This window comes from Bradyrhizobium sp. WBAH42, from assembly GCF_024585265.1.
Taxonomy (GTDB): domain Bacteria; phylum Pseudomonadota; class Alphaproteobacteria; order Rhizobiales; family Xanthobacteraceae; genus Bradyrhizobium.
Genome location: NZ_CP036533.1, coordinates 6802550 through 6827869, shown reverse-complemented (window position 1 = coordinate 6827869; position 25320 = coordinate 6802550). Strand labels below are relative to the sequence as shown.

At 63.7% G+C, this 25320-nt stretch carries 26 protein-coding genes; 23 read left to right on the top strand and 3 right to left on the bottom strand.

All coding sequences use genetic code 11. The annotated features are described in order from the left end of the window. Positions 1 to 45: 45 nt before the first annotated feature. Genes DCG74_RS32325 through DCG74_RS32305 form a run of 5 tightly spaced genes read left to right on the top strand, consistent with a single transcriptional unit; the run spans position 46 to position 6142 of the window. Positions 46 to 1206, top strand: coding sequence for a C45 family peptidase (locus DCG74_RS32325; protein ID WP_172785631.1), 1161 nt, complete (start codon positions 46 to 48; stop codon positions 1204 to 1206). Continuing rightward, positions 1206 to 2771, top strand: coding sequence for an ABC transporter substrate-binding protein (locus DCG74_RS32320; protein ID WP_246708830.1), 1566 nt, complete (start codon positions 1206 to 1208; stop codon positions 2769 to 2771). Before DCG74_RS32325 ends, DCG74_RS32320 begins: the two co-directional genes overlap by 1 nt. Before the next feature lie 13 nt (positions 2772 to 2784). Then, positions 2785 to 3729, top strand: coding sequence for an ABC transporter permease (locus tag DCG74_RS32315; RefSeq protein ID WP_172785630.1), 945 nt, complete (start codon positions 2785 to 2787; stop codon positions 3727 to 3729). Continuing rightward, complete coding sequence (locus tag DCG74_RS32310) at positions 3726 to 4538, top strand: ABC transporter permease (protein WP_172785629.1); 813 nt, start codon at positions 3726 to 3728, stop codon at positions 4536 to 4538. The genes DCG74_RS32315 and DCG74_RS32310 overlap by 4 nt, the downstream gene beginning before the upstream one ends. After that, the gene (locus DCG74_RS32305) at positions 4535 to 6142 is read left to right on the top strand and encodes an ABC transporter ATP-binding protein (protein ID WP_172785628.1); all 1608 of its coding nucleotides are present in this window, start codon (positions 4535 to 4537) and stop codon (positions 6140 to 6142) included. Before DCG74_RS32310 ends, DCG74_RS32305 begins: the two co-directional genes overlap by 4 nt. A 271-nt stretch (positions 6143 to 6413) precedes the next feature. Here the strand turns inward: DCG74_RS32305 and DCG74_RS32300 are convergent, their stop codons facing one another. Continuing rightward, a complete protein-coding gene (locus DCG74_RS32300) occupies positions 6414 to 7394 on the bottom strand; it encodes a LysR family transcriptional regulator (protein ID WP_172785627.1) in 981 nt (326 codons plus the stop codon). A gap of 102 nt (positions 7395 to 7496) precedes the next feature. Here DCG74_RS32300 and DCG74_RS32295 point away from each other — a divergent pair, with 102 nt between their 5' ends. From DCG74_RS32295 to aroQ, 11 genes are read left to right on the top strand one after another with little or no spacing between them, the layout of a single operon-like run. Beyond that, positions 7497 to 8441 carry a ketopantoate reductase family protein gene (locus tag DCG74_RS32295; RefSeq protein WP_172785626.1) on the top strand — a complete coding sequence of 315 codons (945 nt, stop codon included), beginning with the start codon at positions 7497 to 7499 and terminating at the stop codon, positions 8439 to 8441. A gap of 4 nt (positions 8442 to 8445) precedes the next feature. Continuing rightward, a complete protein-coding gene (locus DCG74_RS32290) occupies positions 8446 to 8832 on the top strand; it encodes a VOC family protein (protein ID WP_172785625.1) in 387 nt (128 codons plus the stop codon). 13 nt (positions 8833 to 8845) lie between these two features. Further along, positions 8846 to 9316, top strand: a complete 471-nt coding sequence (locus DCG74_RS32285) for a MaoC/PaaZ C-terminal domain-containing protein (protein WP_172785624.1) — start codon at positions 8846 to 8848, stop codon at positions 9314 to 9316. Next, entirely contained in the window at positions 9313 to 10539 is a 1227-nt protein-coding gene (locus tag DCG74_RS32280) for a CaiB/BaiF CoA-transferase family protein (RefSeq protein WP_172785623.1), read from the top strand. Before DCG74_RS32285 ends, DCG74_RS32280 begins: the two co-directional genes overlap by 4 nt. 3 nt (positions 10540 to 10542) lie before the next feature. Beyond that, the gene (aroE, locus tag DCG74_RS32275) at positions 10543 to 11370 is read left to right on the top strand and encodes a shikimate dehydrogenase (RefSeq protein WP_172785622.1); all 828 of its coding nucleotides are present in this window, start codon (positions 10543 to 10545) and stop codon (positions 11368 to 11370) included. Positions 11371 to 11385: 15 nt separating this feature from the next. After that, positions 11386 to 12240, top strand: coding sequence for a shikimate dehydrogenase (locus DCG74_RS32270; protein WP_172785621.1), 855 nt, complete (start codon positions 11386 to 11388; stop codon positions 12238 to 12240). Between the two features lie 51 nt (positions 12241 to 12291). Beyond that, positions 12292 to 12960, top strand: coding sequence for an amino acid ABC transporter permease (locus DCG74_RS32265; protein WP_172785620.1), 669 nt, complete (start codon positions 12292 to 12294; stop codon positions 12958 to 12960). Between the two features lie 11 nt (positions 12961 to 12971). Beyond that, a complete protein-coding gene (locus tag DCG74_RS32260) occupies positions 12972 to 13628 on the top strand; it encodes an amino acid ABC transporter permease (protein ID WP_172785619.1) in 657 nt (218 codons plus the stop codon). A 51-nt stretch (positions 13629 to 13679) separates the two neighbouring features. Beyond that, on the top strand, positions 13680 to 14507 hold the full coding sequence (locus DCG74_RS32255; protein ID WP_172785618.1) for a transporter substrate-binding domain-containing protein: 828 nt from the start codon (positions 13680 to 13682) through the stop codon (positions 14505 to 14507). Positions 14508 to 14564: 57 nt separating this feature from the next. Continuing rightward, positions 14565 to 15311, top strand: a complete 747-nt coding sequence (locus tag DCG74_RS32250) for an amino acid ABC transporter ATP-binding protein (protein ID WP_172785617.1) — start codon at positions 14565 to 14567, stop codon at positions 15309 to 15311. Between the two features lie 13 nt (positions 15312 to 15324). Further along, entirely contained in the window at positions 15325 to 15774 is a 450-nt protein-coding gene (aroQ, locus tag DCG74_RS32245) for a type II 3-dehydroquinate dehydratase (RefSeq protein ID WP_172785616.1), read from the top strand. Between the two features lie 94 nt (positions 15775 to 15868). Here the strand turns inward: aroQ and DCG74_RS32240 are convergent, their stop codons facing one another. Continuing rightward, positions 15869 to 16753, bottom strand: coding sequence for a LysR family transcriptional regulator (locus DCG74_RS32240; protein WP_246708813.1), 885 nt, complete (start codon positions 16751 to 16753; stop codon positions 15869 to 15871). A gap of 136 nt (positions 16754 to 16889) precedes the next feature. Here DCG74_RS32240 and DCG74_RS32235 point away from each other — a divergent pair, with 136 nt between their 5' ends. The 4 genes from DCG74_RS32235 to DCG74_RS32220 all read left to right on the top strand — a co-directional run bounded on the left by DCG74_RS32235 (position 16890) and on the right by DCG74_RS32220 (position 21631). Beyond that, positions 16890 to 18560 (top strand): MFS transporter, encoded by a 1671-nt coding sequence (locus DCG74_RS32235; RefSeq protein ID WP_172785614.1) that lies wholly within the window; start codon positions 16890 to 16892, stop codon positions 18558 to 18560. Between the two features lie 43 nt (positions 18561 to 18603). Next, positions 18604 to 19476, top strand: coding sequence for an MBL fold metallo-hydrolase (locus tag DCG74_RS32230; RefSeq protein WP_172785613.1), 873 nt, complete (start codon positions 18604 to 18606; stop codon positions 19474 to 19476). Positions 19477 to 19493: 17 nt separating this feature from the next. Further along, positions 19494 to 20465, top strand: a complete 972-nt coding sequence (locus DCG74_RS32225) for an alpha/beta hydrolase (RefSeq protein WP_172785612.1) — start codon at positions 19494 to 19496, stop codon at positions 20463 to 20465. A 308-nt stretch (positions 20466 to 20773) separates the two neighbouring features. Continuing rightward, complete coding sequence (locus tag DCG74_RS32220) at positions 20774 to 21631, top strand: SDR family oxidoreductase (protein ID WP_172785611.1); 858 nt, start codon at positions 20774 to 20776, stop codon at positions 21629 to 21631. A gap of 78 nt (positions 21632 to 21709) precedes the next feature. On the opposite strand, the gene DCG74_RS32215 is transcribed toward DCG74_RS32220, so the two are convergent. Then, complete coding sequence (locus DCG74_RS32215; RefSeq protein ID WP_172785610.1) at positions 21710 to 22225, bottom strand: ferritin-like domain-containing protein; 516 nt, start codon at positions 22223 to 22225, stop codon at positions 21710 to 21712. A gap of 87 nt (positions 22226 to 22312) precedes the next feature. Between DCG74_RS32215 and DCG74_RS32210 the strand changes: the two genes are divergently transcribed. The 3 genes from DCG74_RS32210 to DCG74_RS32200 all read left to right on the top strand — a co-directional run bounded on the left by DCG74_RS32210 (position 22313) and on the right by DCG74_RS32200 (position 25307). Next, positions 22313 to 22507 (top strand): hypothetical protein, encoded by a 195-nt coding sequence (locus DCG74_RS32210; protein ID WP_172785609.1) that lies wholly within the window; start codon positions 22313 to 22315, stop codon positions 22505 to 22507. 125 nt (positions 22508 to 22632) lie between these two features. Then, positions 22633 to 22815, top strand: coding sequence for a hypothetical protein (locus DCG74_RS32205; RefSeq protein WP_172785240.1), 183 nt, complete (start codon positions 22633 to 22635; stop codon positions 22813 to 22815). Between the two features lie 170 nt (positions 22816 to 22985). Further along, complete coding sequence (locus tag DCG74_RS32200) at positions 22986 to 25307, top strand: molybdopterin guanine dinucleotide-containing S/N-oxide reductase (RefSeq protein ID WP_172785608.1); 2322 nt, start codon at positions 22986 to 22988, stop codon at positions 25305 to 25307. Positions 25308 to 25320 lie beyond the last annotated feature (13 nt).

Here is a 25320-nt window from a genome sequence, read left to right as displayed (position 1 = left end):
TTCATGAGAAAGCAAAAGGAACTTCAAGAAGGAATTTGGCGTCCCATGGTCGAACCCTTTCCGCTGATCGAAATCTCCGGTCCTCCGCGCGAGCGCGGCCGTCAGTACGGGCAGAAGGCGGCGGGCCGCATCAAGAAGGGGACGACGCATTACTTCGCGCAGCTGAAGGAACTCTCGCTCGACTCCAAGGGAGTTGCCGAGCTGGTGCGGGAATATCTGCCGGTCATCGAGGGTTTTGATCCGAGCTATATCGAGGAGATGCGCGGCATCGCCGAGGGCGCCGACGTTCCGTTCGAGGACGTCGTCCTGCTCAACGCCCGTACCGAGATCATCAAGCTTGCAAACCCTGCGATCCGCGCGCGCCTCAAGACGCCGGAGGATCCCGATGGCTGCACCGGCGTCGTCGTAATGCCGCAGGCGGCCGCCAGCGGCCGCCTGATCCACGCCCAAAACTGGGATTGGAAGCGCGAATGCGCGGAGACGGCGGTGGTGCTGAAGGTGCGGCGCGACGACGGGCCGGACCTCATGACCTTCACCGAAGCCGGCGCGCTTGGCCGCTGCGGCTTCAATTCCGTCGGCATCGCGATCACCGCCAACTATCTGGAAAGCGACCGCGACTATCGCCAGGCCGGCGTGCCCTTGGCGCTGATCCGCCGCAAGGTGCTGGAGAACGAGCATCTCGCCCTGGCGATGCGTGCAGTCTATTGCACGAAGAAGTCGGCCGCCAACAACATGATCGTCAGCCATCGCGAGGGCGTGGCGATCGACTTCGAGTGCGCGCCCGACGAGACCTTCCAGGTGCATCCGCAGAACGGCCTTTTGGTCCACGCCAACAACTTCCTCAGCCCCGTCGCGCTCAGCAAGCTGAAGGACACCGGCATCTTCAACACGCCTGACAGCCTCTACCGCGACATTCGCGTCCGCGATCTGCTCCAGCCGCACATCGGCAGCATCACCTTCGACACCGTCAAGAACGCCCTGTTCGACGAGTTCGGCTATCCCTGGTCGGTGTGCCGCCCGCCGCGCCGCAATCTCAGCAACAATCTCAGCGCCACCGTGGCGATGATCCTGATGGAGCCGGCGAGCGGATTGATGCAGGCGGCGCCGCTGCCGGCGCTCAATCGCGAGTTCGCCGAGTACCGGCTCGAGATCGACGAGATCGGGCGCGCCGCATTCGAGCGGTCGGCCGCGGCGAGGGCGTCGTGATGCGCCGGCGTCGGCCGTTACCGGTGTGGGCGGTCGGCCTGGCCGCGCTCGCCCTTCTGGCCATGGTCGGAAAGGCCGGCGCCGAAACGTTGCTGCGGGCGCGGCTCAATGCCGACATCCGTTCGACCGATCCCGGTACCAACCGCGACGCCAACACCGATGGTGTGATGGCGCATGTGGTGGAAGGGCTGGTGGCCTTCCGGGACGATACCTCGATCGGCCCAATGCTCGCCGAGAGCTGGGCCGTCTCGAACGACCGCAAGACCTATACGTTCCGTCTGCGCCAGGGTGTCAAGTTCCACAACGGCGCCTCCATGACCGCGGACGACGTGGTCTGGTCGCTGAAGCGCTGGCTCGACCCCGCGACGCAATGGCGCTGCCTCTCCGAGTTCAGCGCGACAGGCATTGCTCGCATCGAGAAGATCGAGGCGCCGGATCCGCTCACCGTCGCCATCACGCTGGATCAGCCGACGGCACTGTTCCTCCCGACGCTGGCGCGGCCCGATTGCGGCCAGACCGCCATCATCCACCACGATTCCGTCGGGCCCGATGGCAAATGGATCGCCCCTGTCGGCACCGGCCCGTTCAGGCTCGGCGAATGGAAGCGCGGACAATATGTCGATGTCGTCAAATTCGACGGATATGTCTCGCGTAGCGAGCCGCGCACCGGCTACACCGGCGCCAAGGACGTCAAGGTCGACCGCGTGCGCTTCAACGTGATCCCGGACAGCTCTGCGGCGAAGGCCGGGCTGCTCAGCGGCTCGCTCGACGTCATCATGAGCCTGTCGATTCCCGATCTGGAGGAGCTCAAAACGCGCTCGGACGTGCAGCTCAGCATCACCCCGGCGCTCGGCCTCACCGGCATCCTGTTCCAGACCAGGGATCCGCTGCTGAAGGATGTCCGCATCCGCCGCGCCATTGCGCTGTCGATCGACACCGCGCAGATCGTCGAGGCCATCATGCTGGGCACGGCGCGTCCGAACAATTCCGCTTTGCCGCTCGGCAGCCCGTTCTACAGCGAGGCGCAGTCGCATGGCTACACGCAGAACATCGCGGAAGCCAAGAAGCTGCTGGCGGAAGCGGGCTACCGCGGCCAGCCGATCAAGATGATCACCAACAAGCGTTACAGCTTCGTGTTCGACGCCTCCGTGCTGGTGCAGGCGATGGCGCAGACCGTCGGCATCAATATCGAGCTCGAGGTGATGGACTGGGCGGCGCAGCTCGACCGCTACAATCGCGGCGACTACCAGTCGATGGCCTTCGTCTATTCGGCCCGGCTCGATCCGTCCTTGAGCTTCGAGATGCTGACCGGGCCGAAGGCCGCGCAGCCGCGCAAGGTCTGGGACAATCCGGAGGGCCAGGAGATGCTGCGCCAGTCGATGATGATCGACGATGTCGCCAAGCGCCAGGCGCTGTTTGACGAGATGCACAGGCGCTTCATCGCCGATGTGCCGATGATCGTGCTGTTCAACGGCGCCGAGCTGACGGCGCTGCGCAAGAGCATCAAGGGCTATGCCGGCTGGCTCTATCCGGAGCCGCGGTTCTGGGGCGTCACGGTCGAGTAGACGAGGCGTCGGGATGTTGAGTTACCTCGCAAGACGACTGGCCATGACGATCCCGACGCTGCTGCTGGTCGCGGTCGCGGTCTTTGCGCTGGTTCGGCTCATTCCCGGTGATCCCGTCCAGGTGATGCTGGGCGATGCCGCCGATCCCGCGCAGGCGGCGCAGCTCCGCGCCCAGCTCGGGCTCGACCAGCCGATCCCGGTCCAGTTCGTGCACTGGATCGCCAAGCTCGCGGCCGGGGATTTCGGCCACTCCATCACCAACGACCTGGCGGTGCTGCCGCTGATCCTCGATCGCTTCCAGGTCAGCGCCGTCATCGTGCTGGTGGCGGTCGGGCTTGCTGCCTGCATCGCCGTCCCGGCCGGCCTCCTCGCCGCCTGGAAGCAGAACAGCCTGCTCGATCTCTCCGTGGTCGGCGGCGCCACGCTGCTGCTGTCGATCCCGAGCTTCTGGCTCGGCCTGCTGCTGCTGCTGCTGTTCGGCCTCAAGCTGAAATGGCTGCCGGTGATCGGCTATGTGCCGTTCGCGGAGAATTTCTGGCAGGCGGCGACCTTCATCGTGCTGCCGATTGCGACGCTGACCATGGTGGAGATCGGCGTGCTCACGCGCATGGCGCGCGCCGCCTCGATCGAGGTGCTCAGGCTCGAATATGTCACCCACGCACGCGCAAAGGGCGTGCCGGAATGGCGCGTCCTTGCCCGCCACGTGCTGCCCAATGCGTTTGCGCCGACCTGGACCCTGATCGGCCTCGTGCTCGGACATTTGCTGGGCGGCATCGCCGTGATCGAGACAGTGTTCACGCTGCCCGGTCTTGGCCGGCTCCTGGTCGATTCCATCTTCGCCCGCGACTATCCCGTGGTGCAGGGCTGCCTCCTGTTCACGGCGGTGATCTATGTCGTGGTCAATCTGGTGGTCGATCTCTGCTATCCGCTGTTCGATCCGAGGGTGACGGTGGCATGAGGATGCGCGCCAACACCGCGATCGGCGGTAGCTTGATCGCGCTCCTGCTCGGTGCGGCGCTCACGGCTGCATTCTGGACGCCGTTCGACCCGCTCCGCATCAATCTGCGCGCGCGCCTGCAGGCGCCGTCGTCACTGCATTGGTTCGGGACGGACGAGTTCGGCCGCGACGTGCTCAGCCGCATCATGGTCGGGGCCGGCGCGAGTGTCGTGATTGCCCTGATCACGGTGCTGCTTGCGGTGACCGCCGGCATGGCGATCGGCTGTGCGGCCGGTTACATCCGCGGCTGGGTCGATCGCATCATCATGGCGGTCAACGACGCGCTTCTGGCGTTCCCCGGTATATTGCTGGCACTGGCGGTGATGATCGTGGTCGGCGCCAACAAGGCCGGGCTGATCCTGGCGCTTGGGCTCGCCTACATCCCCTCGGTGGTCCGCGTCGTGCGCGGCACCGTGCTGTCGATCCGCGAGAAAGAATATGTCGAGGCCTCGCGCGTCATCGGCAATTCTGAAGCCTATTCGATGTTCCGCCACGTGATGCCGAACGCGATCGCGCCGGTTGCGGTGCTCGCGACCAGCATGTTCGGCTGGGTGCTGCTCGCCGAGAGCGCGCTGAGCTTCCTCGGTCTCGGCGTGCCGCCGCCGGCGCCGACCTGGGGCAACATGCTTGCAGCGAGCCGTCCGTTCATGGAGACCGCGGCCTGGCTCTCGATCGCGCCGGGCCTCTGCATTGCGCTGACGCTGCTCGGCATCAACCTGCTTGGCGATTCTCTGCGTGATCGCCTCGACCCCAGGATGGCGCACGGATGACGCTGCTGTCGGTCGAGAATCTGCGCATTGAGGCCTCCGCCAGCAAGGGGGCGATCATCGAGGATTTGTCCTTTGCCGTCGAGCGTGGCGAGTTCCTCGCCGTCGTCGGCGAATCCGGCAGCGGCAAGACGGCGGCGGCGCGCGCCGTGCTCGGCTTGTTGCCGCCAGGGCTGTGCACGGCCGGCGGCCGCATCGTGCTCGACGGCATCGACCTTGCGAATGTCTCTGCGCGCCAGATGCGGACGCTGCGCGGCCCTGTTGTCGGCATGGTGTTCCAGGAGCCGATGGTCTCGCTCAATCCCGCCATCAGCGTCGGCGCGCAGATGGCCGAAGGCCTCGGCCTGCACGAGCGGCTCGGCAAACGCGAGATCAAGCGCCGCTGCCTCGACATGCTGGCGCGCGTGCAGATTCGCGATCCCGAACGGACCTTCGATGCCTATCCGCACGAATTCTCCGGTGGCATGCGCCAGCGCATCATGCTGGCATCGGTGATGCTGCTGAAACCGAAGCTGCTGATTGCGGACGAACCGACCACGGCGCTGGATACGCTGACGCAGCGCGAGGTGCTCGACCTCATGGTCGGGCTCGCCCGCGACCACGGCACCTCGGTGATGCTGATCACCCACAATCTCGGCCTCGTGTCGCGCTATGCGCAGCGCGCGCTGGTGCTGCGCCAGGGCAAGATGGTCGAAACAGGCACGACGCGGCAGATCCTGTTCTCGCCGCGCGAAGCTTATACCAAGCGTCTGGTCGAGGCCCTGCCGCGCCGCGGCGCCGCGACCAAGGCGCGGCAGGGCGGCGAGCCTCTCGTCAGCGTGCGCGGGCTCAAGGTCGGCTTTGCCGGGCGGCAGCGGTTGTTCCGCCGCGATAACGGCGTCTCCGCCGTCAATGGCGTCGATCTCGATATCGCCATGGGCGAGACCGTCGCCGTCGTCGGCGGCAGCGGTTCGGGCAAGACCACGCTCGGCCGCGCCATGCTGCGGCTGATCCCGACCTCCGGCGGTGAGATCAGGTTCCGGGGCAGGGACGTGACCGCGACCGTCGATCGCGACTTCCGCCTGGCTTCGCAGCTCGTGTTCCAGGATCCTTATTCCTCGCTCGATCCACGCATGCGCGTCGGCGAGATCGTCGCCGAACCGTTGCGCCACGTGCCGAAATTGACGTCGGCTGAACGCGACAGGCGCGTCGAGACGATGCTGGAGGAGGTCGGGCTTGCCGGTTTGGCTGCGCGCTGGCCGCACGAACTGTCCGGCGGTCAGCGGCAGCGCATTGCAATTGCGCGCGCCATCGTGCGCGAGCCGGCCTTCGTCGTGGCCGACGAGCCGGTATCGGCGCTCGACATGACCATCCAGGCGCAGGTGCTCAAGCTGTTCGAGCGGCTGCAGGCGCAATACGGTTTTGCCTGCCTGTTCATCAGCCATGATCTCGCCGCGGTCGAGCAGGTCGCCGACCGCGTCGTGGTGATGCAGGGCGGCAAGATCGTCGAGCAGGGCTCGCGCGACGACGTGTTCGATCGCCCCCGGCATGACTACACCAAGGCGCTTCTCGCGGCCGCGCCCGTCCTGGATTTCGCCGGGGCGACGGCGGAGCGCGCCTCGGGCTGAACTGGATCTTGCGTATGAAACGGTTTGTCGTTGCGTTGTGTCTGGTCCTTGCGTCGCTGTCCGCGGCCCGCGCCGAGAGCGTCCTGCGCAGCATGGTCACCACCGACACTGGCAGGCTCCTGTCGTGGCTACGAGATCTACCCGGTATCTCGTTTCTTACCTGCGAGGACACGGCGGATCAGTACAATTTGAAATCGTAGAGCAGAGGCTTGCAGCATCGCTCTCACGCGATCCGGGATCTGGGAAATGGGACCGGTCACGAAGGCGCGGCTTACGGCTGCAAATCGCGTGGCCTTCGTTTCCTTGGCCGACCGGAACGATGCAGGCCCCTCACGTCCTGCTGTTGAAACAGCTCCCCGCATAAATCGCGCAACCATTGGCTCGCCGGGTCGTGATGGAAGCGGGCGTGCCAATATTGCTTGACGGTAAAGCCGGCGATCGCCAGCGGGCAATCAAGCACGCGCAGTCCGTAATAGTGAGCCAACGTTTCGCCGATGTGCCTTGGCAGGGTGGCGATCAGGTCGGTCGTTCCGACGATTGCCGGTAATCCCAAAAAACCGGGGAGCTCAAGCGCAACGTCAAGGACAATCTGCTGCTCCTTCAGCGCGTCCGCGAGCAATTGATGTCCGGTGCCGGAGCGAATGAGGACGTGCGCCTCACGCCGGAAATCCTTTGCTGAGATGCGGTCTCGGATCCGGGCATGTCCTGCGTTCGCCAAGCAGACCCAATCTTGGGGAAAGAGTGCCTGTTGGAAGTGTCCGGCGTCGAGATCGGAGATGTAACCGAGCGCCAGATCGGCTTCGCCAGACTGCAGCATTCGTGGCGTATCGCCGCCGATCTGCGCTGCCTCGATGCGGATGCCCGGAGCAGCGCGGCGAACGTGGGCGAGTATGGCGGGAAGCAGCGTGATGTGGCTCGCATCCGTCATGCAGATGACAAAGCGGCGCTTTGCAGTCGCCGGATCGAACTGAGGGCGAAGCTCCGCCAGACGCCGCAGCATCTCCAGCGCCTGTCTGGCCGTGCCGATGAGAGCCTCGGCGCGCGGCGTCGGCAGCATTCCCTCCGCAGACCGGATGAATAGGGGATCGTCCAGCTCCTTCCGCAGGCGCGCGAGCCAGATCGAAACGGTCGGCTGACTTTGACCGAGCTTTTCGGCTGCTTTGGTGACGCTGCCGGTGGTGAACAGTGCGTCAAAGAGCCTGAGCAGGCGCGGCTCCAAAAGGTTCGCCTCGGAGAGGGCCAGGTGCTTCATTGCGTTTCGCAATAATGGTTATAAGGATCATAGCATATCCAAATACCAAGCGGCCTGCTAGCACGCTTTCAACGCCAAAATGGGCGAGGGAGAAGCGTCCGGATGAGGATCTGCTTTATCGGAGCGGGGGCCCTTGGCTCGACCATCGGTGGCGCGCTCGCGCGCGGTGGTGCCGAGGTTTGGTTGATCGATCCCTTCCAGGCCCATGTCGACGCGATCAACGCCAGTGGTCTGCGGATGCTCGAAGGTGACGCCGAGACCGTTGTGAAGGTCTCTGCCTGCACCTCAGCGACCCAGGTCGGCATCGTGGCGGACCTCGTCGTCGTCCTCGTCAAATCCTACCACACCCGGGATGCGATCCGGTCGGCCGCGCCGATCATCGGGCCGCAGACGGTTGTGATGTCGCTCCAAAACGGTCTTGGTCACGAGGACATCCTTTCGGAGGAAGTCGGTCGTGACCGCGTCATGGCAGGCAAGACCTACGTTGGCGGCGTGCTGCTCGGCCCCGGTCATGTTCGCTCCGGAGTGGTCGGCAAGGAAACCATCATCGGCGAGCTTGATGGACGCTTGACGGAACGCGCACAGCGAATTTCCGAGACGTTCAATCGTGCCGGCATTCTCACGCTGCTCAGCGACAACATCATGGGCACGATGTGGGACAAGTTATTCATCAACGTCGCCGGAGGAGGAATCACCGCCGTCACCGGCCTGACCTATGGCGGTCTCTATTCGCTGCCGATCCTGGAAGATTGTGCGCTGGCCGCAATCTCGGAGGGCATCGCGGTCGCGCAGGCTGCCGGCGTGAAAATCTCGATTGCCGATCCGCGCCGTGCCTGGACGATGGCGTCCGCTGGACTGCCGCCCGAGTTCAAGACGTCGATGTTGCAGAGCTTGCAGTCCGGCAATCTGACCGAGGTCGATTACATCCACGGCTCCGTCGTGCGCTGGGGAGCCAAGCTCAACGTGCCGACCCCCGTCAATTCCACCCTCGTCGCGTTGGTCAAGGGACTTGAATACGCCCGCAGCGATTATCCAGGAAAGGCCTGAGACGATGTCGCTACCGCGGGCCTATGTCGAACATGTCGCAATCCGCGTGCCGGACGTTGATCGTCACGTCGGCTTCTTCCGTGAGGTGCTTGGTCTCACTATCCGAGACGAGCAACCCGCCGATGGTGCCCGGCCGCGTCAGGTCTGGGTGCTCGGAAGCGTGCAGCTCATCGAAGACCCCAATTTCGTCGGACCGGAGGGGCGTCTCGCCCATCTCGGCATCATGGTCGACGATTACGAAGGTGTGCTCGCCCGTGCTGCCGCGTGGGGCGCCAAGGCGTTGCCTGCCGGGCCAAACTGGCTCGAGCTGCCGGGCGGCCTGAACGTCGAGATCTTGCAAGCCAGCGCAGGCGCCGTGGAAGCCGCCCTGGCGATCAATCCCCGTGCCTAGAGGAAGACGCGACATGACCGATGAGCGCTACTGGGACGATGCCAAGGTGGGTGACGAATGCGTCACCCCCTCGGTGACGGTCACCGAGGCCATGGTGAATGCCTATGCCGAGCTGACGGGAGATTTTACGCCGGTCCACGTCGACGAGGAATACGCCAGGACCACACCATTCGGCACGCGCGTCGCGCACGGGCTGTTTGGCCTGTCGCTGGCCGACGGTTTGAAGACCCGTGCCGACTACCGATTCCTTCCGGGAATGTCGCTCGGCTGGACGTGGGATTTCAAGCTGCCGATCAAGCTCGGCGACACCGTCCACGTGAAGTTCCGCGTCGGTTCAATGCGAACAACCAAGCGCGAAGGGTGGGGCATCGTGGTGCTGCCCTCGGAGCTCATCAATCAACGCGGGGAGGTGGTGCAGCTCGGTGAGCATCGGCTGATGATTCCGATGCGCTCTAAGGCCCAGGCCGCAGGAGAGCAGGCATGACCTCGCAAGATCTACCCCTCAAAGGCATCCGCGTCATCGACTACAGCCATTTCCTGGCAGGGCCCTTCATGGGCCGCTGCCTCGCCGCGATGGGCGCGGAAGTGATCAAGGTGGAGCGTCCGAAGGCAGGCGATGCGGGCCGCGCCCATGGCTATTTCAAGGACGGACAATCCGGCTATTTCCTGCAGCAGAACATGGGCAAGCAGGGATTGTGCATCGACCTGCGCGACAAGCGCGGTCTCGACATGATGATGAAGCTCATCGACACGGCAGATGTGTTCATCGAGAACTACCGCCCCGGCGCACTCGAGCGCCTCGGGCTCGGTTACAAGGCGCTGTCGGCGCGGAATCCCGGACTGATCTATTGCTCGGTTTCCGCCTATGGCCACACCGGTCCCTATGCCGACCGTCCGGGCTTCGGCCTCATCGCCGAGGCGATGTCGGGCGCCCTGGCACAACTGGGCAATCCCGGCGAAGCGCCGCCGCTGCTGCGGATGCCGCTGGCCGACATGTATACCGGTATTCACGGCGTGGCCGCCATCAATGCCGCGCTGGTTGGCCGCGTGTCGTCCGGACGCGGCCAGCATATCGATCTCGCACTGTACGACTGCATGGTCTCGATGCACGACTATGCGGTGCAGCGCTATTTCCTCTCCGGTGGTGCCGACCTGCCGAAGCAGACCGGCAGCGGACAGCCGGACTCGACCGTCTACGGCGTCTTTCCGGCCAGGGACGGCAATCTCGTCATCGCGGCGCAAGTCGACGATGCGTGGCGGCGCTTGGCGATGCTGATCGGAGGAAGCAGCTTGTCATCCGACCAACGCTTCACCACGCCTGCCGCGCGGAACGCCCATTATGCCGAAGCGATGGACATCGTGCGCAATTGGACGTTGTCGCAGCCGTCCCGGGATGCCTGCCTCGCGGCCCTCGACGAAGCAGGTGTGCCGTCGGCTCCCGTGCAGACCATCGAAGAGGTCGTGAAGGATCCGCAGATCCACGCGCGCGGCATGCTGGTCGAGCAGGAGCATCCTGTCCTCGGCAAGGTGACGTTGCCGAACCTGCCGTTCCGGTTCTCCGATTGCGACACCACGGTGCGCACGCCGGCACCACTGCTCGGCCAGGACAATCGCCGCATCGCAGAGTCGCTGGGTCTGTCGGCCGAGCTCGTCGATGCGATGGTGCGCGACGGTGTTCTCTACAACGAAGCCGCGGTGCAGGAGTGAGCCATGAGCGATCGTTATGCGGTGATCGGCAATCCGATCGGCTTCAGCAAATCACCCCTCATTCATGGCACGTTCGCCAGGATGACCAGACAGGACCTTGTCTATGAGGCGATCGAGGCACCACTCGATGGCTTCACCGAACGGGTTGATCAATTCCGGACAGAGGGCGCCAAGGGGCTGAACATCACCGCTCCGTTCAAGCTCGATGCCTTCGAATACGCCAACGAGCTCTCGGAAAGCGCGGAGCGAGCTGGCGCCGCAAACTGCCTGAAGTTCGTCGGTGATCGGATTATTGCTGAGAATTTCGACGGGATCGGCCTCGTGCGTGACATCACGGCCAATCTCGGTCTCAAACTCGCCGGCCGCCGCGTCCTGATGCTCGGCGCCGGAGGAGCGGCGCGCGGCGCGTTGCTGCCGTTCCTGCGCCAGGAGCCGTCCGAGCTGGTTCTGGTCAACCGAACGCTGTCGAAAGCGGTGGCATTGGCCGAAGAGTTTGCCGGCTGTGGTCCCCTGATCGTCAGCGGCTATGCCGAACTGGCCGACCTTGCCGAAGGCTATGACGTCGTGGTCAACGCGACATCGGCCAGCCTGCGCGGTGAAATGCCGCCGCTTCCAGGCAACGTCTTCCGCGGTGCGGAGCTGGCGTACGAACTCGCCTATGGCAAAGGACTGACTCCGTTTCTGCAAGCGGCCCGCGCCGAAGGTGTCGCCAGGCTGGCCGACGGCGTCGGCATGCTGGTGGAGCAGGCGGCCGAAGCTTTTGCCTGGTGGCGCGGCGTCAGGCCGAGCACGGCTCAGGTCATCGCCGAACTGACCGTCCCCCTGAGCTGACCGGCGATGCCGAGCATGCATCCGAAATCCAGCTTCCTCGTCGGCCTGATCGGCAGCGGCATCGCGGCGTCCCGCACCCCGCCGATGCACGAAGCGGCCGCTGATGCCGCGGGCATCCGCTATCTCTACAAGAAGATCGACCTGACGGAGCTGAAACTCGGTGCAGAAGCGCTGCCGGAATTGCTCACGGCGGCAAAGTGGATGGGCTTTGACGGGCTGAACGTGACCCATCCCTGCAAGCAGGCGATTCTCCCGCTCCTGGACGAGCTTGCGCCGGACGCCGAGGCTCTTGGTGCCGTGAACACCGTGGTCATCAGGGACGGTCGAATGAGCGGCCACAACACCGATTGGTTCGGCTTCGCGGAGAACTTTCGCCGCAACATGCAAGGTGCGCCGCTCGGCCGCGTCGTCCAATTCGGCGCGGGCGGTGCGGGCGCAGCGGTCGCGTTCGCGCTGATGAAGCTCGGCGTGCGGGAATTGACCATTGTCGACGTCGACGTGGCCAAGGCGCAGAGCCTGGCCGACAGCTTGTCCCCGCGATTTGCAGAAGGGCGCTTGCGGGCCGGCCAGGATGTTGCAGCGGCCGTGGCTGCCGCAGACGGAATTGTCAACGCGACGCCGATCGGCATGGACAAATATCCGGGCACGCCGCTGCCGACTTCCCTGCTGCGTCCCGATCTATGGGTCGCTGAGATCGTCTATTTCCCGCTGGAAACCGCATTGCTGCGCGCGGCGCGCGCCTTCGGCTGCCGCACCGTCGACGGCGGTGGCATGGCGATCTTCCAGGGCACCGAAGCATTCCGCCTATTCACGGGCATCTCACCTGATCCGGACGTCTTCTTCGCGACCTTTGCATCCCTGGGAGGGTGACACCCGGCCGACGGGCGAGCGGCACGTACAACGCCCGAGAGGAAACGCAAGATGGGCTATACGCTCGATTTCTCGGTGGTTTGGCATGCCATGCCCGCGCTGCTGTGGGGGTGCGTGGGTACGCTGGGCCTGGCGCTTGCCGGCATGACACTCGCAATGTTGATCGGTGTCGCCGGCGTCGCGGCACGCGATTCGAAGGCGGCCTGGTTGCGTGCTCTCGTGATCGGCTTCGTCGAGATCGTGCGCAATACGCCGTTTCTGGTGCAGATCTTCTTTCTGTTCTTTGCCCTGCCGCTCGTCGGATTGAAGCTCAATCCGACAGTCACCGCCATCATCGCGCTCGGCGTCAATGGCGGCGCGTACGCCATCGAGATCATCCGCGGCGGGGTGCAATCCATCCATAAGGGACAGGTCGAGGCCGGCTACGCGCTGGGACTGCACAAAGGGCAAGTGTTCCGGTTCATCGTGCTCAAGCCCGCGCTTCGCGCGATCTACCCCTCGCTTACGGGCCAGTTCATCATGCTGACGCTGACCTCGTCGATCTGTTCGGCGGTATCGGCCTACGAATTGACGTCGGTTGCGCAGCGCATCGAAAGCGACACGTTCCGCAGCTTCGAGGTCTACTTCTCCGTCACCTTCCTCTACCTCGCGATCTCCTGGCTGTTGATGTTGGGCTTTGCGATCATCTCTCACCGCTTCTTCTCATATCCGACACGCTGAGGGAGGCGATCATGACACCGCATTTTGGCCTTCCCGAGTTCGGCTTCCTGCTGCGTGGTCTGCAATGGACCGTGCTGCTGACGCTGGTCGCGTTCGTGGGTGGCTGCACGGCGGGGCTCGCTATCGCTTTGCTGCGCACCTGCGGCCACAGGGGCGTGGAGTGGATGACCCGCATCTATATCGGGATATTCCAGGGCACGCCGCTGCTGCTGCAGCTCTTCGTCGTGTATTACGGATTGGCGCTGACCGGCTTGAAGCTCGACGCGTTCGTAGCGGTGGCGATCGGTTTTACCGTAAATGCCTCCGCCTTCCTCGGCGAGATCTGGCGCGGAGCGATCCAGGCCGTGCCGCGTGGCCAGACCGAGGCAGCGATGGCGCTTGGTCTGCACTATTCGTCGCGCATGCGCGACATCGTGCTGCCGCAGGCGATCCGCATCTCGCTGCCGGCGACCATCGGCTATCTCGTGCAGCTCATCAAGGGCACCTCGCTCGCTGCCATCGTCGGCTTCATCGAACTCGCTCGCGCCGGCCAAATCGTATCGAACCAGACCTTCCAGCCGTTGCTCGTCTTCGGCGTGGTCGGCGCAATGTATTTCATCCTCTGCTGGCCACTCTCGTGGTGGGGCAGCCGGATGGAAGCCAGGCTCGCCCTGGCCAGTCAAAGGTAGGAATGGCGCACCTGCTCAATCAATACAGCCACTACAAGGAGGAGGAATTTCATGTTGTTTTCACTCAATCGTCGCCGGCTCGGCGTTGCGCTTTTGACTCTGGGGGCCATCGCTGTCGCAGGCGAATCGCAGGCGGGCACTCTGGAAGACGTGAAGAAGAAGGGCGTCGTCGTCATCGGCATTCAGGGCGACAATCCACCGTGGGGCTATGTGGATAGCTCGGGAAAGCAGGATGGCATCGATGCCGACATGGGGCGTGCCTTCGCTGAATATCTCGGCGTGAAAGCCGAGTTCGTCCCGCTGGCGGTGGCCAATCGTATTCCGGCGCTGACCACGGGCCGCGTCGACATTCTCTTCGCAACTATGGCCATGCTGCCCGAGCGCGCGAAAGCGGTGCAGTATTCCAAGCCCTACGTCGCCAACGAGATCACGCTGGTCGCCGCCCAGGCAACGCCGATCAACAGCAATGCCGACATGAGGAAGTTCGTCATCGGCGTTCCCAGGTCGTCCACGCAGGATACTCAGGTGACCAACAACGCGCCGTCCGGGACCGAGATCCGCAGGTTCGACGATGATGCCGCCACCATCCAGGCACTGCTCTCCGGCCAGGTCCAGGCAGTCGGCGCGAACCTGTTTTATCCGCAGCGCCTCAACGCCGCAAAGCCGGAACTCGGCTTCGAGCCCAAGCTTCACTTCACCGCCTTGTACAACGGCGCTTGCACCCGCCTGGGCGACAAGGAATGGAACGAGACGGCCAACAAGTTCATCGACCAGATCAAGTCGAACGGCAAGTTGGCCGCTTTCTACGCCAAATGGATGAAGGTCCCGGTCCCGGTCTTTCCGGACTCTGTCCCCGGCGTTCCCTTCACCGTCCAATAGGCACTGCGAGCGGCCGACGCGATCCGCGTCGGCCGCCGCCCAACGGCGGAGACCAGCATGCAGGACGAGATCCTGATCGAAATGAAGGGCGTGCAGAAGTGGTACGGCGGATACCAAGCTCTCCGCAACGTCGATCTCACCGTGCGCAGAGGTGAAAAGATCGTGCTTTGCGGCCCGTCCGGCTCGGGCAAATCGACGCTGATCCGCTGCATCAACCGCCTGGAGCCGATCCAGCAGGGCAGCATCGTGGTGAACGGCCATCGGCTGGACGATAGCATCAAGGCCATCGATGTCGTACGTCAGGACGTCGGCATGGTCTTTCAGAGCTTCAACCTTTTTCCGCATATGACGGTGTTGCAGAACTGTATGCTCGCGCCCATCCGCGCGCGCCGGATCAGCAAGACCGAGGCGGAGGCGACCGCGCGAAAATACCTCGAGCGCGTGCGCATCGGTGACCAGGCCGAGAAATATCCGGCTCAGCTTTCCGGCGGTCAGCAACAGCGCGTCGCGATCGCGCGGGCGCTCTGCATGCAGCCGAAGGTGATGCTGTTTGACGAGCCGACCTCGGCGCTCGACCCTGAGATGGTCAAGGAGGTGCTCGATACGATGATAGGCCTGGCCAATGATGGCATGACCATGATCTGCGTCACCCACGAGATGGGCTTCGCCCGCCAGGTTGCCGATCGCGTCATCTTCATGGCTGAAGGTCAGATCATCGAGGAAGGCGCGCCCGACGCCTTCTTCCGCAATCCTCAGCATGCCCGCACCAAGCAGTTCCTCGGCGAGATCCTTGCCCATCATTGAACGGAGTTATCTCATGAGTCGTCTTGTCTACGTCCTGAACGGGCCAAATCTGAACCTGCTCGGCAAGCGCCAGCCCCACATCTACGGCCACGAGACGCTTGCGCACGTGGAGCGCGATTGCCGAACGCTGGCCGGGGAGCTTGGCCTAGAGCTTCGCTTCCATCAATCCAACAGGGAGTACGAGCTGATCGACTGGATCCACGAGGCGCGCGAGACGGCTGCCGGTATCGTGATGAATCCGGCGGCGTTCACCCATACGTCGGTCGCCATCCTGGATGCCTTGAATACGTTCGAGGGGACAGTGATCGAGGTGCACATTTCCAACGTGCACAAGCGCGAGGAATTCCGCCACCACTCGTTCGTCTCTAAACGAGCCGATGGGGTCATCGCAGGGTTCGGCACTCAGGGTTATCTGCTTGGTTTGCGTCGTGTGGCCAAGCTGCTTGATGACAAGAAGGGGTAGCATCGGATGGCGGCGCGCGTCCGCCTGACGGTGATGGGAGCGGGTGAAGAGACAGCGGTGATCCTCTCGGACTTCGCGTGTTCAGTTCTCGTTGTCAGGTGGCGCAATCCTTGAGTTGCTGCCGAAGCCATTGATGGCCGCGATCGTTGTCGAATCTGGCGTGCCAAGTGGCGTGCAGCGTAAAGGGCCTCGTATCGAAGGGCAGGGGCAGAGATTGCAAGACGTCCTGGTAGCGGCTGAGAAAGCGCTGCGGAAGAGTGCAGACGAGGTCGGTCGACTGCAGCAATAGCGGCACGACGCTGTAGTGCTGAACCGACACAGCGACGCGGCGCGTCAACCCGTCCTTCGCCAGGACATCGTCGATGAAGCCGCGAAAGCCGCCGCCTTCTCCCGAAACGATGACATGCTCCAGGCGCGAATACTCCTTCATCGTGGGCCGTCGCGACCCGCGCGGATGATCCTTGCGCTGGGCCATCATGAATCGCTCTTCGAGCAGCGGCTGTGACGGCATTCCGCTCGGTGCTGCATTCTTCGAAACCAGTGCGACATCCAGATCTCCCGCCTCGAGCTGGCCGGCCAGTTTCGTCGAATCGATCGACCGGAAAGCGAACCGAATGCCCGACAAGCCGTCCCGCCGCGAGAATGAGACCAGCCGCGATCCGACAATGGCGGTTGCGTTGTCGTTCGCGCCGATCGTGAAAGTGCGATCCGATGTCTTCGGGTCGAAACCAGACGGTGTGTCGATGACGTCTTGCACATTCTGAAGCGCGAGTCGCAGGGGCTCTCTGAGCTCGTTTGCCCGCGGGGTGAGAACCATGCCTTTCCCCGATGCGGCAGGCGTCAGCAGCTGATCCTCGAATAGATCGCGCAGCCTCGCCAGCTGGGCGGAAAGTGCCGGTTGACTGATGCCGAGCCGCGCTGCCGCACGGGTGATGTTCCGCTCATCGAGCATCACCGTGAGCGACACGAGCAGCGGCATATCATGCCCCCTGATATTCATCAGGATTATACCCCCTATCTCATCTATCGATTTCAAATATCACACGGCAGCGGTCATCAACGCAAGCCGGGTCATATGTGCCGCGAAAGCGGACAAGACAGCTGCGGGGGTACTGATGAGGAATCTACCAAACGCCGGTCCTGGTGCGGCAGAGCCCACCATCGAGTTGCAGCGAAGGGTCATGATCGCGGCGACCGTCGGTACGGTCATCGAGTGGTACGATTTCTTCATGTATATCTCGGTGGCCTCGGCCATCTCGGTCAACTTCTTCTCGGGCGACAACCCGGTTTGGGCCAACGTCTTCGCGCTTCTCACCTTCGGCACCGGGTATCTCGTTCGGCCGTTTGGAGCGCTGGTGTTCGGCCGCATCGGCGACATGATCGGACGCAAGCAAACCTTTCTCACCACGATCCTGATGATGGGATTTGCAACCGTTGCGGTCGGCCTGGTGCCGAGCTATGCGTCGATCGGCCTGTGGGCGCCCTCGATCTTGATCTTGCTGCGAATGATCCAGGGATTGGCGCTCGGCGGTGAGTATGGCGGTGCCGCGACCTACATCGCAGAGCATGCCCCGCAGGGTCGCCGTGGCTGGCTGACGTCCTGGCTGCAAACCTCTGCACCGATCGGCTTCGTTCTCTCGATGCTCTCCGTGTATCTCATGCGCGCCAGCATGACGCCCGAGGCCTTCAATGACTGGGGCTGGCGCATCCTGTTCATCAGCTCGGTGTTGCCGCTCGCGATCTCTGTCTGGATTCGGTTGAAGCTGCAGGAATCGCCGCTCTTCCTCAAGATGAAGAACGAGGGGACGCTCTCCAAGTCTCCGATCTCCGACACGCTCCGGGCGTGGCCGAATCTGAAGCGCGTGCTGATCGCGATGTTTGCGATGGTGGTCCCCCAGAGCGTGCTGCTGGTCGGTGCTCAGATCTATTCTCTGGTGTTTCTCACCGGCACGGCCAAGGTCGATCCGCAGATCGCGAGTCTCCTGGTCGGTGCGGCCCTGATGCTGACGCTGCCGGTGATGATTTTCTTCGGCTGGCTGAGTGATCGCTACGGCACCAAGATATTCATCCTGGCTGCCTGCGTCATTGGCACCTTCACCTACCTTCCGCTCTACAAGGCGCTCACCTTCTATGCCAACCCCGCGCTGTATACGGCGCAAGCCGTCGTCCCTGTCACCGTGGCAGCCGATGCATCGGAGTGTTCCTTCCAATTCAATCCGGTCGGGACGGCGAAATTCACCACGGGGTGCGACATCGCCAAGAACGCCTTGATACGGTTCGGCGCACCTTATTCCACCAGGTCCGAAGCAAAAGGCGCGGTCGCGACGGTTTTCGTCGGCGCCAGGGCCATTCCGGTTGCCACGGCAGGGCACGCTCCGGACGTCGCGGCGTTCACCGGCAAGCTGAAGCTCGCGCTCGAGGAGGCCGGATATCCGAACCGTGCCGATCCAGGTGCGATGAACTTCGGCATGATCATCCTGGTGCTGGCGGCGCTCAGCACGGTCGCGGGCATGATCTTTGGTCCGCTGGCATCGGCGATGACCGATCTGTTTCCGCCCCAGGTGCGCTACACGTCGGTCTCGTTCAGCTATCACGTGGGCAACGGCTATTTCGGTGGCCTCTTGCCGGCGATTGCCGCGGCCTTCCAGATTGCGAGCGGCGATATATACGCTGGCCTTTACTACTTGATGGTCGTTTCGGCGATCTCGTTCTTTCTCGGCTTGTTCTGGCTTCGATCCGGGCCGGCAGCGGCCAAGGTCCCGTCAGTCGCGACGGCGGCGGCGTAGCGGTCGCGTTTCAATCTGCACAATGCAAGAAAGTCTGTTTCAAATGACCGCAGTGCACGCGATCGGCAACGTTGCCATTCGTCAGGTTATCGAAATGCGAGGTCCGGGTTTCACCCCGGACTTCCTCTTCCCGAATTGGGATCCGTCGGTTCTGGAGACGCACCGAGCGCTGATGATACCGGATTGCTTCGACGAGGCGGAGGGCCGCTTCATCGCCAGCATCCACACCTGGGTTCTGAAAACGCGGCACCACACGATCCTGATTGACAGTTGCGCGGGTAACGACAAGGACCGTCCGATGCTGCCGCGCTTTCATCAGCTGAATCTGCCCTTCCTCGACCGGCTGGCGGAAGCGGGCATCTCACCCGAACAGGTCGATTATGTCTGCTGTACCCACCTGCACGCCGATCATTGCGGCTGGAACACGCGACTCCTCAACGGCCGCTGGGTGCCGACGTTCCCGAATGCCAAGTACGTCTTCTCCAAGGCCGAGTACGATCATTGGTCCGGCCCGGCTGGCAAGGAAGGATTCAGCGCCGGCGTATTCGAGGACAGCGTTCTTCCTGTCATCCAGAGCGGACAGGCTGAAATCGTCGATGGCGAGGCCGCGATCGGAGATGGTCTTACGTTCCATCCAACCCCGGGGCACAGCCCTGGTCACGTCGCTGTCCAGCTCTCCGACCAGGGACAGAAGGCGCTCTTCAGCGGCGATATCATGCATCAGCCGCTTCAGATCTATCGTCCGGACTGGAATAGCGCGTTCTGTGAGCACGGAGAGCGTGCCCGCGCATCGCGCCGCTGGCTTCTCGAGCAGGCAGCGGAAGATCGAGCGACCGTATTCACGGCTCATTTCGCCAACACGTCGGCCGGGCGGGTCACGCGCAGCGGCGATAGGTTCGACTGGCGGTTCGTGTAACCTGAGAGGACACCGAGATGCAAAAATCGATCGCCGACAGCATCATCAGCGAAGAGATGATGATCCCGAGCGACACCTCTGGGATCGAACTCTTCGTTCGCAACAAGCGACGGTCCGACCTGGTCCGGTTTTCGGTCGAGAAGACCGTGTTGTTCGTCGCAGGATCGACCTATCCGGCGTCGACTTCGTTCGATCTTCGTCTGGATGGCGTGTCCTGGATGGATCATCTGGCCCAGCAGGGCTATGACGTCTATCTTGTCGATGTCCGTGGCTACGGCAAGTCGACCCGTCCGTCAGAAATGGAAGAACCGGCGTCCGACAATCAGCCGATCGTGCGGACGCCTGTCGCTGTGCGCGACGTTGCGAGTGCTGCTGCGTTCATCCGGTCACGGCGAAGTGTCGACAGAATCAACCTGATCGGGTGGTCGTGGGGCACGACGCTGATGTCACGCTATGCCTCGGAGAACCTGGCGCACGTCAACAAGCTCGTTCTGATCGCGCCGCAATGGCTCCGGACCACCCCGAGCGCGGCTGATTCCGGCGGACCCCTCGGCGCCTATCGCGTTGTCGAGCGATCGGCGGCCAAGAGCCGTTGGCTCAACGGCGTTCCCGATGACAAGAAGAACGCGATATTGCCGCCGGCCTGGTTCGATGTATGGGCGGAGGCAACTTTTGCCAACACGGGACTTGGGTCGGACAAGCTGCGGGCGCCGAACGGAACGGTTCAGGACAGCCGCGAATATTGGGCATCCGGCAAGCCGCTTTATGATCCTTCCTTGCTCACGATGCCGGTCCTGATCGTCCATGCCGACCTGGATCGCGACTGCCCGATGGATATGGCGCAAACGGTGTTCAGCAAGCTATCGGCAGCGCCGTATCGCCGCTGGATCGAGATCGGCGACGGCACGCACTCGGTATTCATGGAGAAAAATCGCTGGCAGGTCTTCGCTGCGGTCGACGGTTTCCTTGACGAACGAATGCCAGCGTAGGACGCACGCCGCGATGAACGCGCGAGGTGGTTTCCTCTCCAAGGCGCTCGCAAGCTTGGACTTTGGGGCTAGTCTGCTTCGAGGCGGAACCGGCCGACAAATGAGAACTTTGCAAGCATCGGTGAGCGGCATTCACCTGTTTTCGAGGCCGCTCGGAAGCAAGACGGAGTGCGGATCTGAACGACCCGCCTCACGCAAGCTGCGGGCGAACCCTGGTACGTCGCGGAGCCGGGGCACGTCTATCCTCATGCACGGCAGGAACACTTTCGGCGGCGCTCCGTTAGCGCAGCAAACGCCGGGAGTTGTCCATGATCGATTATCCAAAGCCGCCTTATCCTGCGCAGCAGCAGCCGATGCCGGGCTCGACGCGGGCCATGCAGCCGCGACCGGATCACGGCGAAGAGAGTTACAAGGGCGCCGGCCGTCTTGCTGGAAAGAAGGCCATCATCACGGGCGGCGACAGCGGCATCGGCCGCGCGGTGGCGATCGCCTATGCGCGTGAAGGCGCGGACATCGTCATCTCCTATTTGAACGAGGACGAGGATGCGGCCGAGGTCAAGGCGCTGGTGGAGCGGGAGGGACGCAAGGCCGTCCTGATCCCGGGCGATATCAGCAATCCCGAGCATTGTCGCGCCATCGTGCGTCGCACCGTCCAAGAGCTCGGCGGCATCGACATCCTCGTCAACAACGCCGCCCATCAGGCGACGTTCAAGGACATCGCAGATATCAGCGACGACGAATGGCGGCGGACGTTCGAGACCAACATCCACGCCATGTTCTATCTGGCCAAGGCTGCCGTCCCCCACATGCGGCCGGGGTCCGCGATCATCAACACGGCCTCGGTGAATTCCGACATGCCGAACCCGAGCCTTTTGGCTTACGCCACGACGAAGGGTGCCATCCAGAATTTCACCGGCGGGCTCGCGCAGATGCTGGCCGAGAAGGGCATCCGGGTCAATGCGGTGGCCCCGGGGCCGATCTGGACGCCGCTGATTCCCTCGACCATGTCGGAGGAAAGGGTCAAGAACTTCGGCAAGCAGGTGCCGATGCAGCGCGCCGGTCAGCCGGCCGAGCTCGCGACGGCCTATGTCATGCTGGCCGATCCGCTTTCGAGCTACACGTCGGGGGCGACGTTGGCCGTCACCGGTGGCAAGCCGTTCATCTGACCGGAGGTATCTGTTCGCAGCGGAGATCAGGATGGCCGCGCCGCGGGCGCCGCCATCGTCTTGCTCAGTCTGCCTCGATCACGCGGCGTTGGACGCCTTGGCGTTGACGCCTTTGCGCAGGGCCACCGTGTTGAGCTTGGTGTTGGCGGCCTTCTCTTCGTTCAGATTGGTGGTGAGGAAGCGCACGATGTCGTCGTGGCCGAGCTCTTCCGCCCAGGCGATCAGCGTGCCGTACCGGCACATTTCGTAGTGCTCCACCGCCTGTGCGTTGGCGACGATCGCAGCGTCCAGCACGGCCTTGTCCTCGATCTCCCCGGCGGTCTCGTCGGCTTCCTTGATCAGGCCGTCGATGGCCGGACAATGCATGCCGCTCGGCACCTTGCCGAGCTTGGCGAAGACCTTGTCGAGGCGCTCGACCTGCTTGTTGGTCTCTTCCAGATGCGCCTTCAGCCCGGCGACGAGATCCCTGTTGGTCGTCTTGTCGATCATCTTCGGCAGCGCTTTCAGAATCTGCTGTTCTGCGTAATAGATGTCCTGGAGCCCGTGCAGCAGCAGGTCTTCCATCGATTTGATGTCCTTGGTGAAGAATCCCATAAAAGACGTCTCCTTTTCACAATGATGGCAGTGGAACGCGGCGCGGCCGCCGCTGTTCCATTCCCGTGTGCAGATCGGGAGAGCCGAATGAGCGATGGAGTGGATCATTTTGCGGACCTGCTCGGGCGTGCGGCGATGGACGTGTGGGGCGACATGCCTCGCGACATCCAGGAAGCACTGTTCGAGACCGCGATGAAGGGCCGCGACACCGAGCGTGAGGAGCTCGCGCGATTGCTGCACGAGCGGCATCCGCGCACGCTGCATCCGGCCCGGCCAGGCTGACGCAGCGGGTTCTGGAACCAACATGCGATCTCCTGATTGGTGAATCGGGTGGCGCGCCACACGGGCTCCAATGAGCACCGCGCGGGGCGCATCGCCCGAGCCTGTCAATTTGTGAGTCGACCGTCGTGACTGAGATGAATATCGGCAAATGGTACGACCCGATTTCGGAGCGGTGGATCGTGCCTCGCCAACCTCCCGCTATCGCCGCGCTTGATCGGTCGAGCGCGGAGAACGTGCCGGAGGCGAACAAGAGAGAAGAGACGCAGCGGATCTGGAATCTGCTGGTCGATTGCTGCGCACGCGGATGATGCAGCGTCGGCGCCATAACGCGCTCGATGACACTCGGGAGTGTCAACAGCCCTGAGGCTGGCTTTGCGCGGGGCAGGTCAGCGTTCCCGTCAACCCTGATTTCGACGACGTCCGGAGCGGATCGGTATATTACCACCCTTTGCCGACGCCGCCGGAACAAGGATCAGAGATGGACGATACGATTGGCTTCCCCGACCCCGGTCTTGACCTGTCGGACGGCTTCAAGCCGCACACCTCGCATTGGGGCGTGTTCTCCGCGCGCCAGGGCGCGGCCGGGCTGGAGGTCAGGGCCTATGCGGGCGATCCCGATCCGAACGGCATCATCGACAATTTTCCCGGCGCGCTCCGCCACCAGGCGCGCATCGCCCAGCCGGCAATCCGCCGCGGCTGGCTCGAGCGCGGGCCGGGCCCCGACGATCGCCGCGGCCGCGACGAATTCGTCTCCGTCAGCTGGGACAAGGCGCTCGATCTCCTCGGTGACGAACTCGGCCGCATCCGCGACACGCGCGGACCCGGCGCCGTGTTCGGCGGCTCCTATGGCTGGTCGAGTGCCGGGCGCTTCCATCACGCCCAGAGCCAGGTGCATCGCTTCCTCAATATCGCGATGGGCGGCTATGTGCGCTCGGTCAACACCTATTCGTCCGGTGCGTCCTCGGTGCTACTGCCGCAGATCCTGGCCGGCTACGAGGACATCACCAAGCGCAACGTCACCTGGGAGCAGATTGCGACCGAGACGGACATCGTGCTGGCGTTCGGCGGCATGGCGCTGAAGAACTCCATGGTGGCCGGCGGCTCGATCAGCAAGCATGTCGAGCGCGGCGCCATGGCGGCGGCGCGGGCGCGCGGCTGCGAGTTCATCCTGGTCAGCCCGCTGCGTGACGATCTGCCGGTCGAAGCCGGCGCCGAATGGATGGCTTGCGTGCCCGGCACCGACACCGCCTTGATGCTCGGCATCGTCCATACGCTGGTCGGAGAGAACCTGCACGACCAGGCCTTCCTCGATCGCTACACCGAGGGCTGGCCAATCTTCCTGCGCTATCTCAACGGCGAGAGCGACGGGCAAGCCAAGCACGCCGAATGGGCCGCCGCGATCTGCGGCGTCGAGGCGGATGCGATCCGCAAGCTGGCGCGGCGTCTTGCCGGAAAGCGTGCGCTCGTCACCGTCTCCCATTCGCTGCAGCGCGCCGAGCATGGCGAGCAGCCGGTGTGGATGGGCATGGTGCTGGCGGCGGCCCTCGGCCAGATCGGCCTTCCCGGTGGCGGCTATGCCTATTCGCTGGGGGCGATCGGCTATTACGGCCGCCGCGTCAACGACGTGCCGGGGCCGACGCTGGGGCAGGGCCGCAACGGCGTTGCCGATTTCATTCCGGTGGCGCGCATCGCCGACATGCTGCTCAATCCCGGCGGCACGTATCGCTACAACGGCGAGACGCGCACCTATCCGGACATTCGTCTGGTCTACTGGGCGGGCGGCAATCCGTTCCATCACCATCAGGACATCAACCGCCTGCGCAAGGCCTTCGCGAAGGTGGACACGCTGGTCGTGCACGAGCTCGCCTGGACCGCCACCGCCCGCCACGCCGACATCGTGCTGCCTTCCACGATGACGCTGGAGCGCGAGGACATCGGCTATTCCACCAACGACCCGCTCATGGTCGCCATGCACCGGATCGCCGAGCCGTTCGGGCTGGCGCGCGACGACTACGACATCTTTGCCGATCTCGCCGAACCTCTCGGCGTGCGCGAGCCCTTCACCGAGGGACGCACGTCGCGGCAATGGCTGGAGCATCTCTACGAGCCAACCCGCGCCTCGCTGGCGAAGCGCGGCCTGGAGGCGCCTGACTTCGACGAGTTCTGGGCGCGCGGCAGCCTGGTCGTGCCGCAGCAGCCCGACGACGGCGGCCGGCTGCGCCGCTTCCGCGAGGACCCCGTCAATCACGCTTTGCCGACGCCGAGCGGACGGATCGAGATCTTCTCGGCCAAGATCGCAGCGCACGGCGATGCGGATTGTCCGGGCCATCCGGTCTGGCTCGACAAGACCGATATTCCCAAGCGAGGTGCACCGTGCTTCCTCGTCGCCAACCAGCCGGTGACGCGCCTGCACAGCCAGCTCGATTTCGGCGGGCATTCGCTCTCCGCAAAGCATCGCGGCCGCGAGGTCGCGCGCATGAACCCGGTCGATGCACAGGCGCGCGGCATCAAGGACGGCGACATCATCCGCCTGTTCAACGATCGCGGCGCGTGCCTCGCCGCGGTCCACGTCACCGACGGCATCTCGCCCGGCGTGGTTCAGCTTCCGACCGGCGCGTGGTATGATCCGATGGATCCCGAAGACGAGGCGCCGCTCTGCGTTCACGGCAATCCGAACGTGCTGACCCGCGACGTCGGCACCTCGTCCCTGGCGCAGGGCTGCACCGGCCAGTTGACGACCGTCGAGGTGGAGAAGTTCACCGGCAATCTGCCGCCGATCCGCGCGTTCGATCCGGTTTAGGCAAGCAAGGAGA

Excerpts from the sequence above, each read along its gene's own strand:
- DCG74_RS32325 (WP_172785631.1), top strand. The coding sequence starts at position 46 with ATGGTCGAACCCTTTCCGCTGATCGAAATCTCCGGTCCTCCGCGCGAG.
- DCG74_RS32320 (WP_246708830.1), top strand. The coding sequence starts at position 1,206 with ATGCGCCGGCGTCGGCCGTTACCGGTGTGGGCGGTCGGCCTGGCCGCG.
- DCG74_RS32315 (WP_172785630.1), top strand. The coding sequence starts at position 2,785 with ATGTTGAGTTACCTCGCAAGACGACTGGCCATGACGATCCCGACGCTG.
- DCG74_RS32310 (WP_172785629.1), top strand. The coding sequence starts at position 3,726 with ATGAGGATGCGCGCCAACACCGCGATCGGCGGTAGCTTGATCGCGCTC.
- DCG74_RS32305 (WP_172785628.1), top strand. The coding sequence starts at position 4,535 with ATGACGCTGCTGTCGGTCGAGAATCTGCGCATTGAGGCCTCCGCCAGC.
- DCG74_RS32300 (WP_172785627.1), bottom strand. The coding sequence starts at position 7,394 with ATGAAGCACCTGGCCCTCTCCGAGGCGAACCTTTTGGAGCCGCGCCTG.
- DCG74_RS32295 (WP_172785626.1), top strand. The coding sequence starts at position 7,497 with ATGAGGATCTGCTTTATCGGAGCGGGGGCCCTTGGCTCGACCATCGGT.
- DCG74_RS32290 (WP_172785625.1), top strand. The coding sequence starts at position 8,446 with ATGTCGCTACCGCGGGCCTATGTCGAACATGTCGCAATCCGCGTGCCG.
- DCG74_RS32285 (WP_172785624.1), top strand. The coding sequence starts at position 8,846 with ATGACCGATGAGCGCTACTGGGACGATGCCAAGGTGGGTGACGAATGC.
- DCG74_RS32280 (WP_172785623.1), top strand. The coding sequence starts at position 9,313 with ATGACCTCGCAAGATCTACCCCTCAAAGGCATCCGCGTCATCGACTAC.
- aroE (WP_172785622.1), top strand. The coding sequence starts at position 10,543 with ATGAGCGATCGTTATGCGGTGATCGGCAATCCGATCGGCTTCAGCAAA.
- DCG74_RS32270 (WP_172785621.1), top strand. The coding sequence starts at position 11,386 with ATGCATCCGAAATCCAGCTTCCTCGTCGGCCTGATCGGCAGCGGCATC.
- DCG74_RS32265 (WP_172785620.1), top strand. The coding sequence starts at position 12,292 with ATGGGCTATACGCTCGATTTCTCGGTGGTTTGGCATGCCATGCCCGCG.
- DCG74_RS32260 (WP_172785619.1), top strand. The coding sequence starts at position 12,972 with ATGACACCGCATTTTGGCCTTCCCGAGTTCGGCTTCCTGCTGCGTGGT.
- DCG74_RS32255 (WP_172785618.1), top strand. The coding sequence starts at position 13,680 with ATGTTGTTTTCACTCAATCGTCGCCGGCTCGGCGTTGCGCTTTTGACT.
- DCG74_RS32250 (WP_172785617.1), top strand. The coding sequence starts at position 14,565 with ATGCAGGACGAGATCCTGATCGAAATGAAGGGCGTGCAGAAGTGGTAC.
- aroQ (WP_172785616.1), top strand. The coding sequence starts at position 15,325 with ATGAGTCGTCTTGTCTACGTCCTGAACGGGCCAAATCTGAACCTGCTC.
- DCG74_RS32240 (WP_246708813.1), bottom strand. The coding sequence starts at position 16,753 with ATGCCGCTGCTCGTGTCGCTCACGGTGATGCTCGATGAGCGGAACATC.
- DCG74_RS32235 (WP_172785614.1), top strand. The coding sequence starts at position 16,890 with ATGAGGAATCTACCAAACGCCGGTCCTGGTGCGGCAGAGCCCACCATC.
- DCG74_RS32230 (WP_172785613.1), top strand. The coding sequence starts at position 18,604 with ATGACCGCAGTGCACGCGATCGGCAACGTTGCCATTCGTCAGGTTATC.
- DCG74_RS32225 (WP_172785612.1), top strand. The coding sequence starts at position 19,494 with ATGCAAAAATCGATCGCCGACAGCATCATCAGCGAAGAGATGATGATC.
- DCG74_RS32220 (WP_172785611.1), top strand. The coding sequence starts at position 20,774 with ATGATCGATTATCCAAAGCCGCCTTATCCTGCGCAGCAGCAGCCGATG.
- DCG74_RS32215 (WP_172785610.1), bottom strand. The coding sequence starts at position 22,225 with ATGGGATTCTTCACCAAGGACATCAAATCGATGGAAGACCTGCTGCTG.
- DCG74_RS32210 (WP_172785609.1), top strand. The coding sequence starts at position 22,313 with ATGAGCGATGGAGTGGATCATTTTGCGGACCTGCTCGGGCGTGCGGCG.
- DCG74_RS32200 (WP_172785608.1), top strand. The coding sequence starts at position 22,986 with ATGGACGATACGATTGGCTTCCCCGACCCCGGTCTTGACCTGTCGGAC.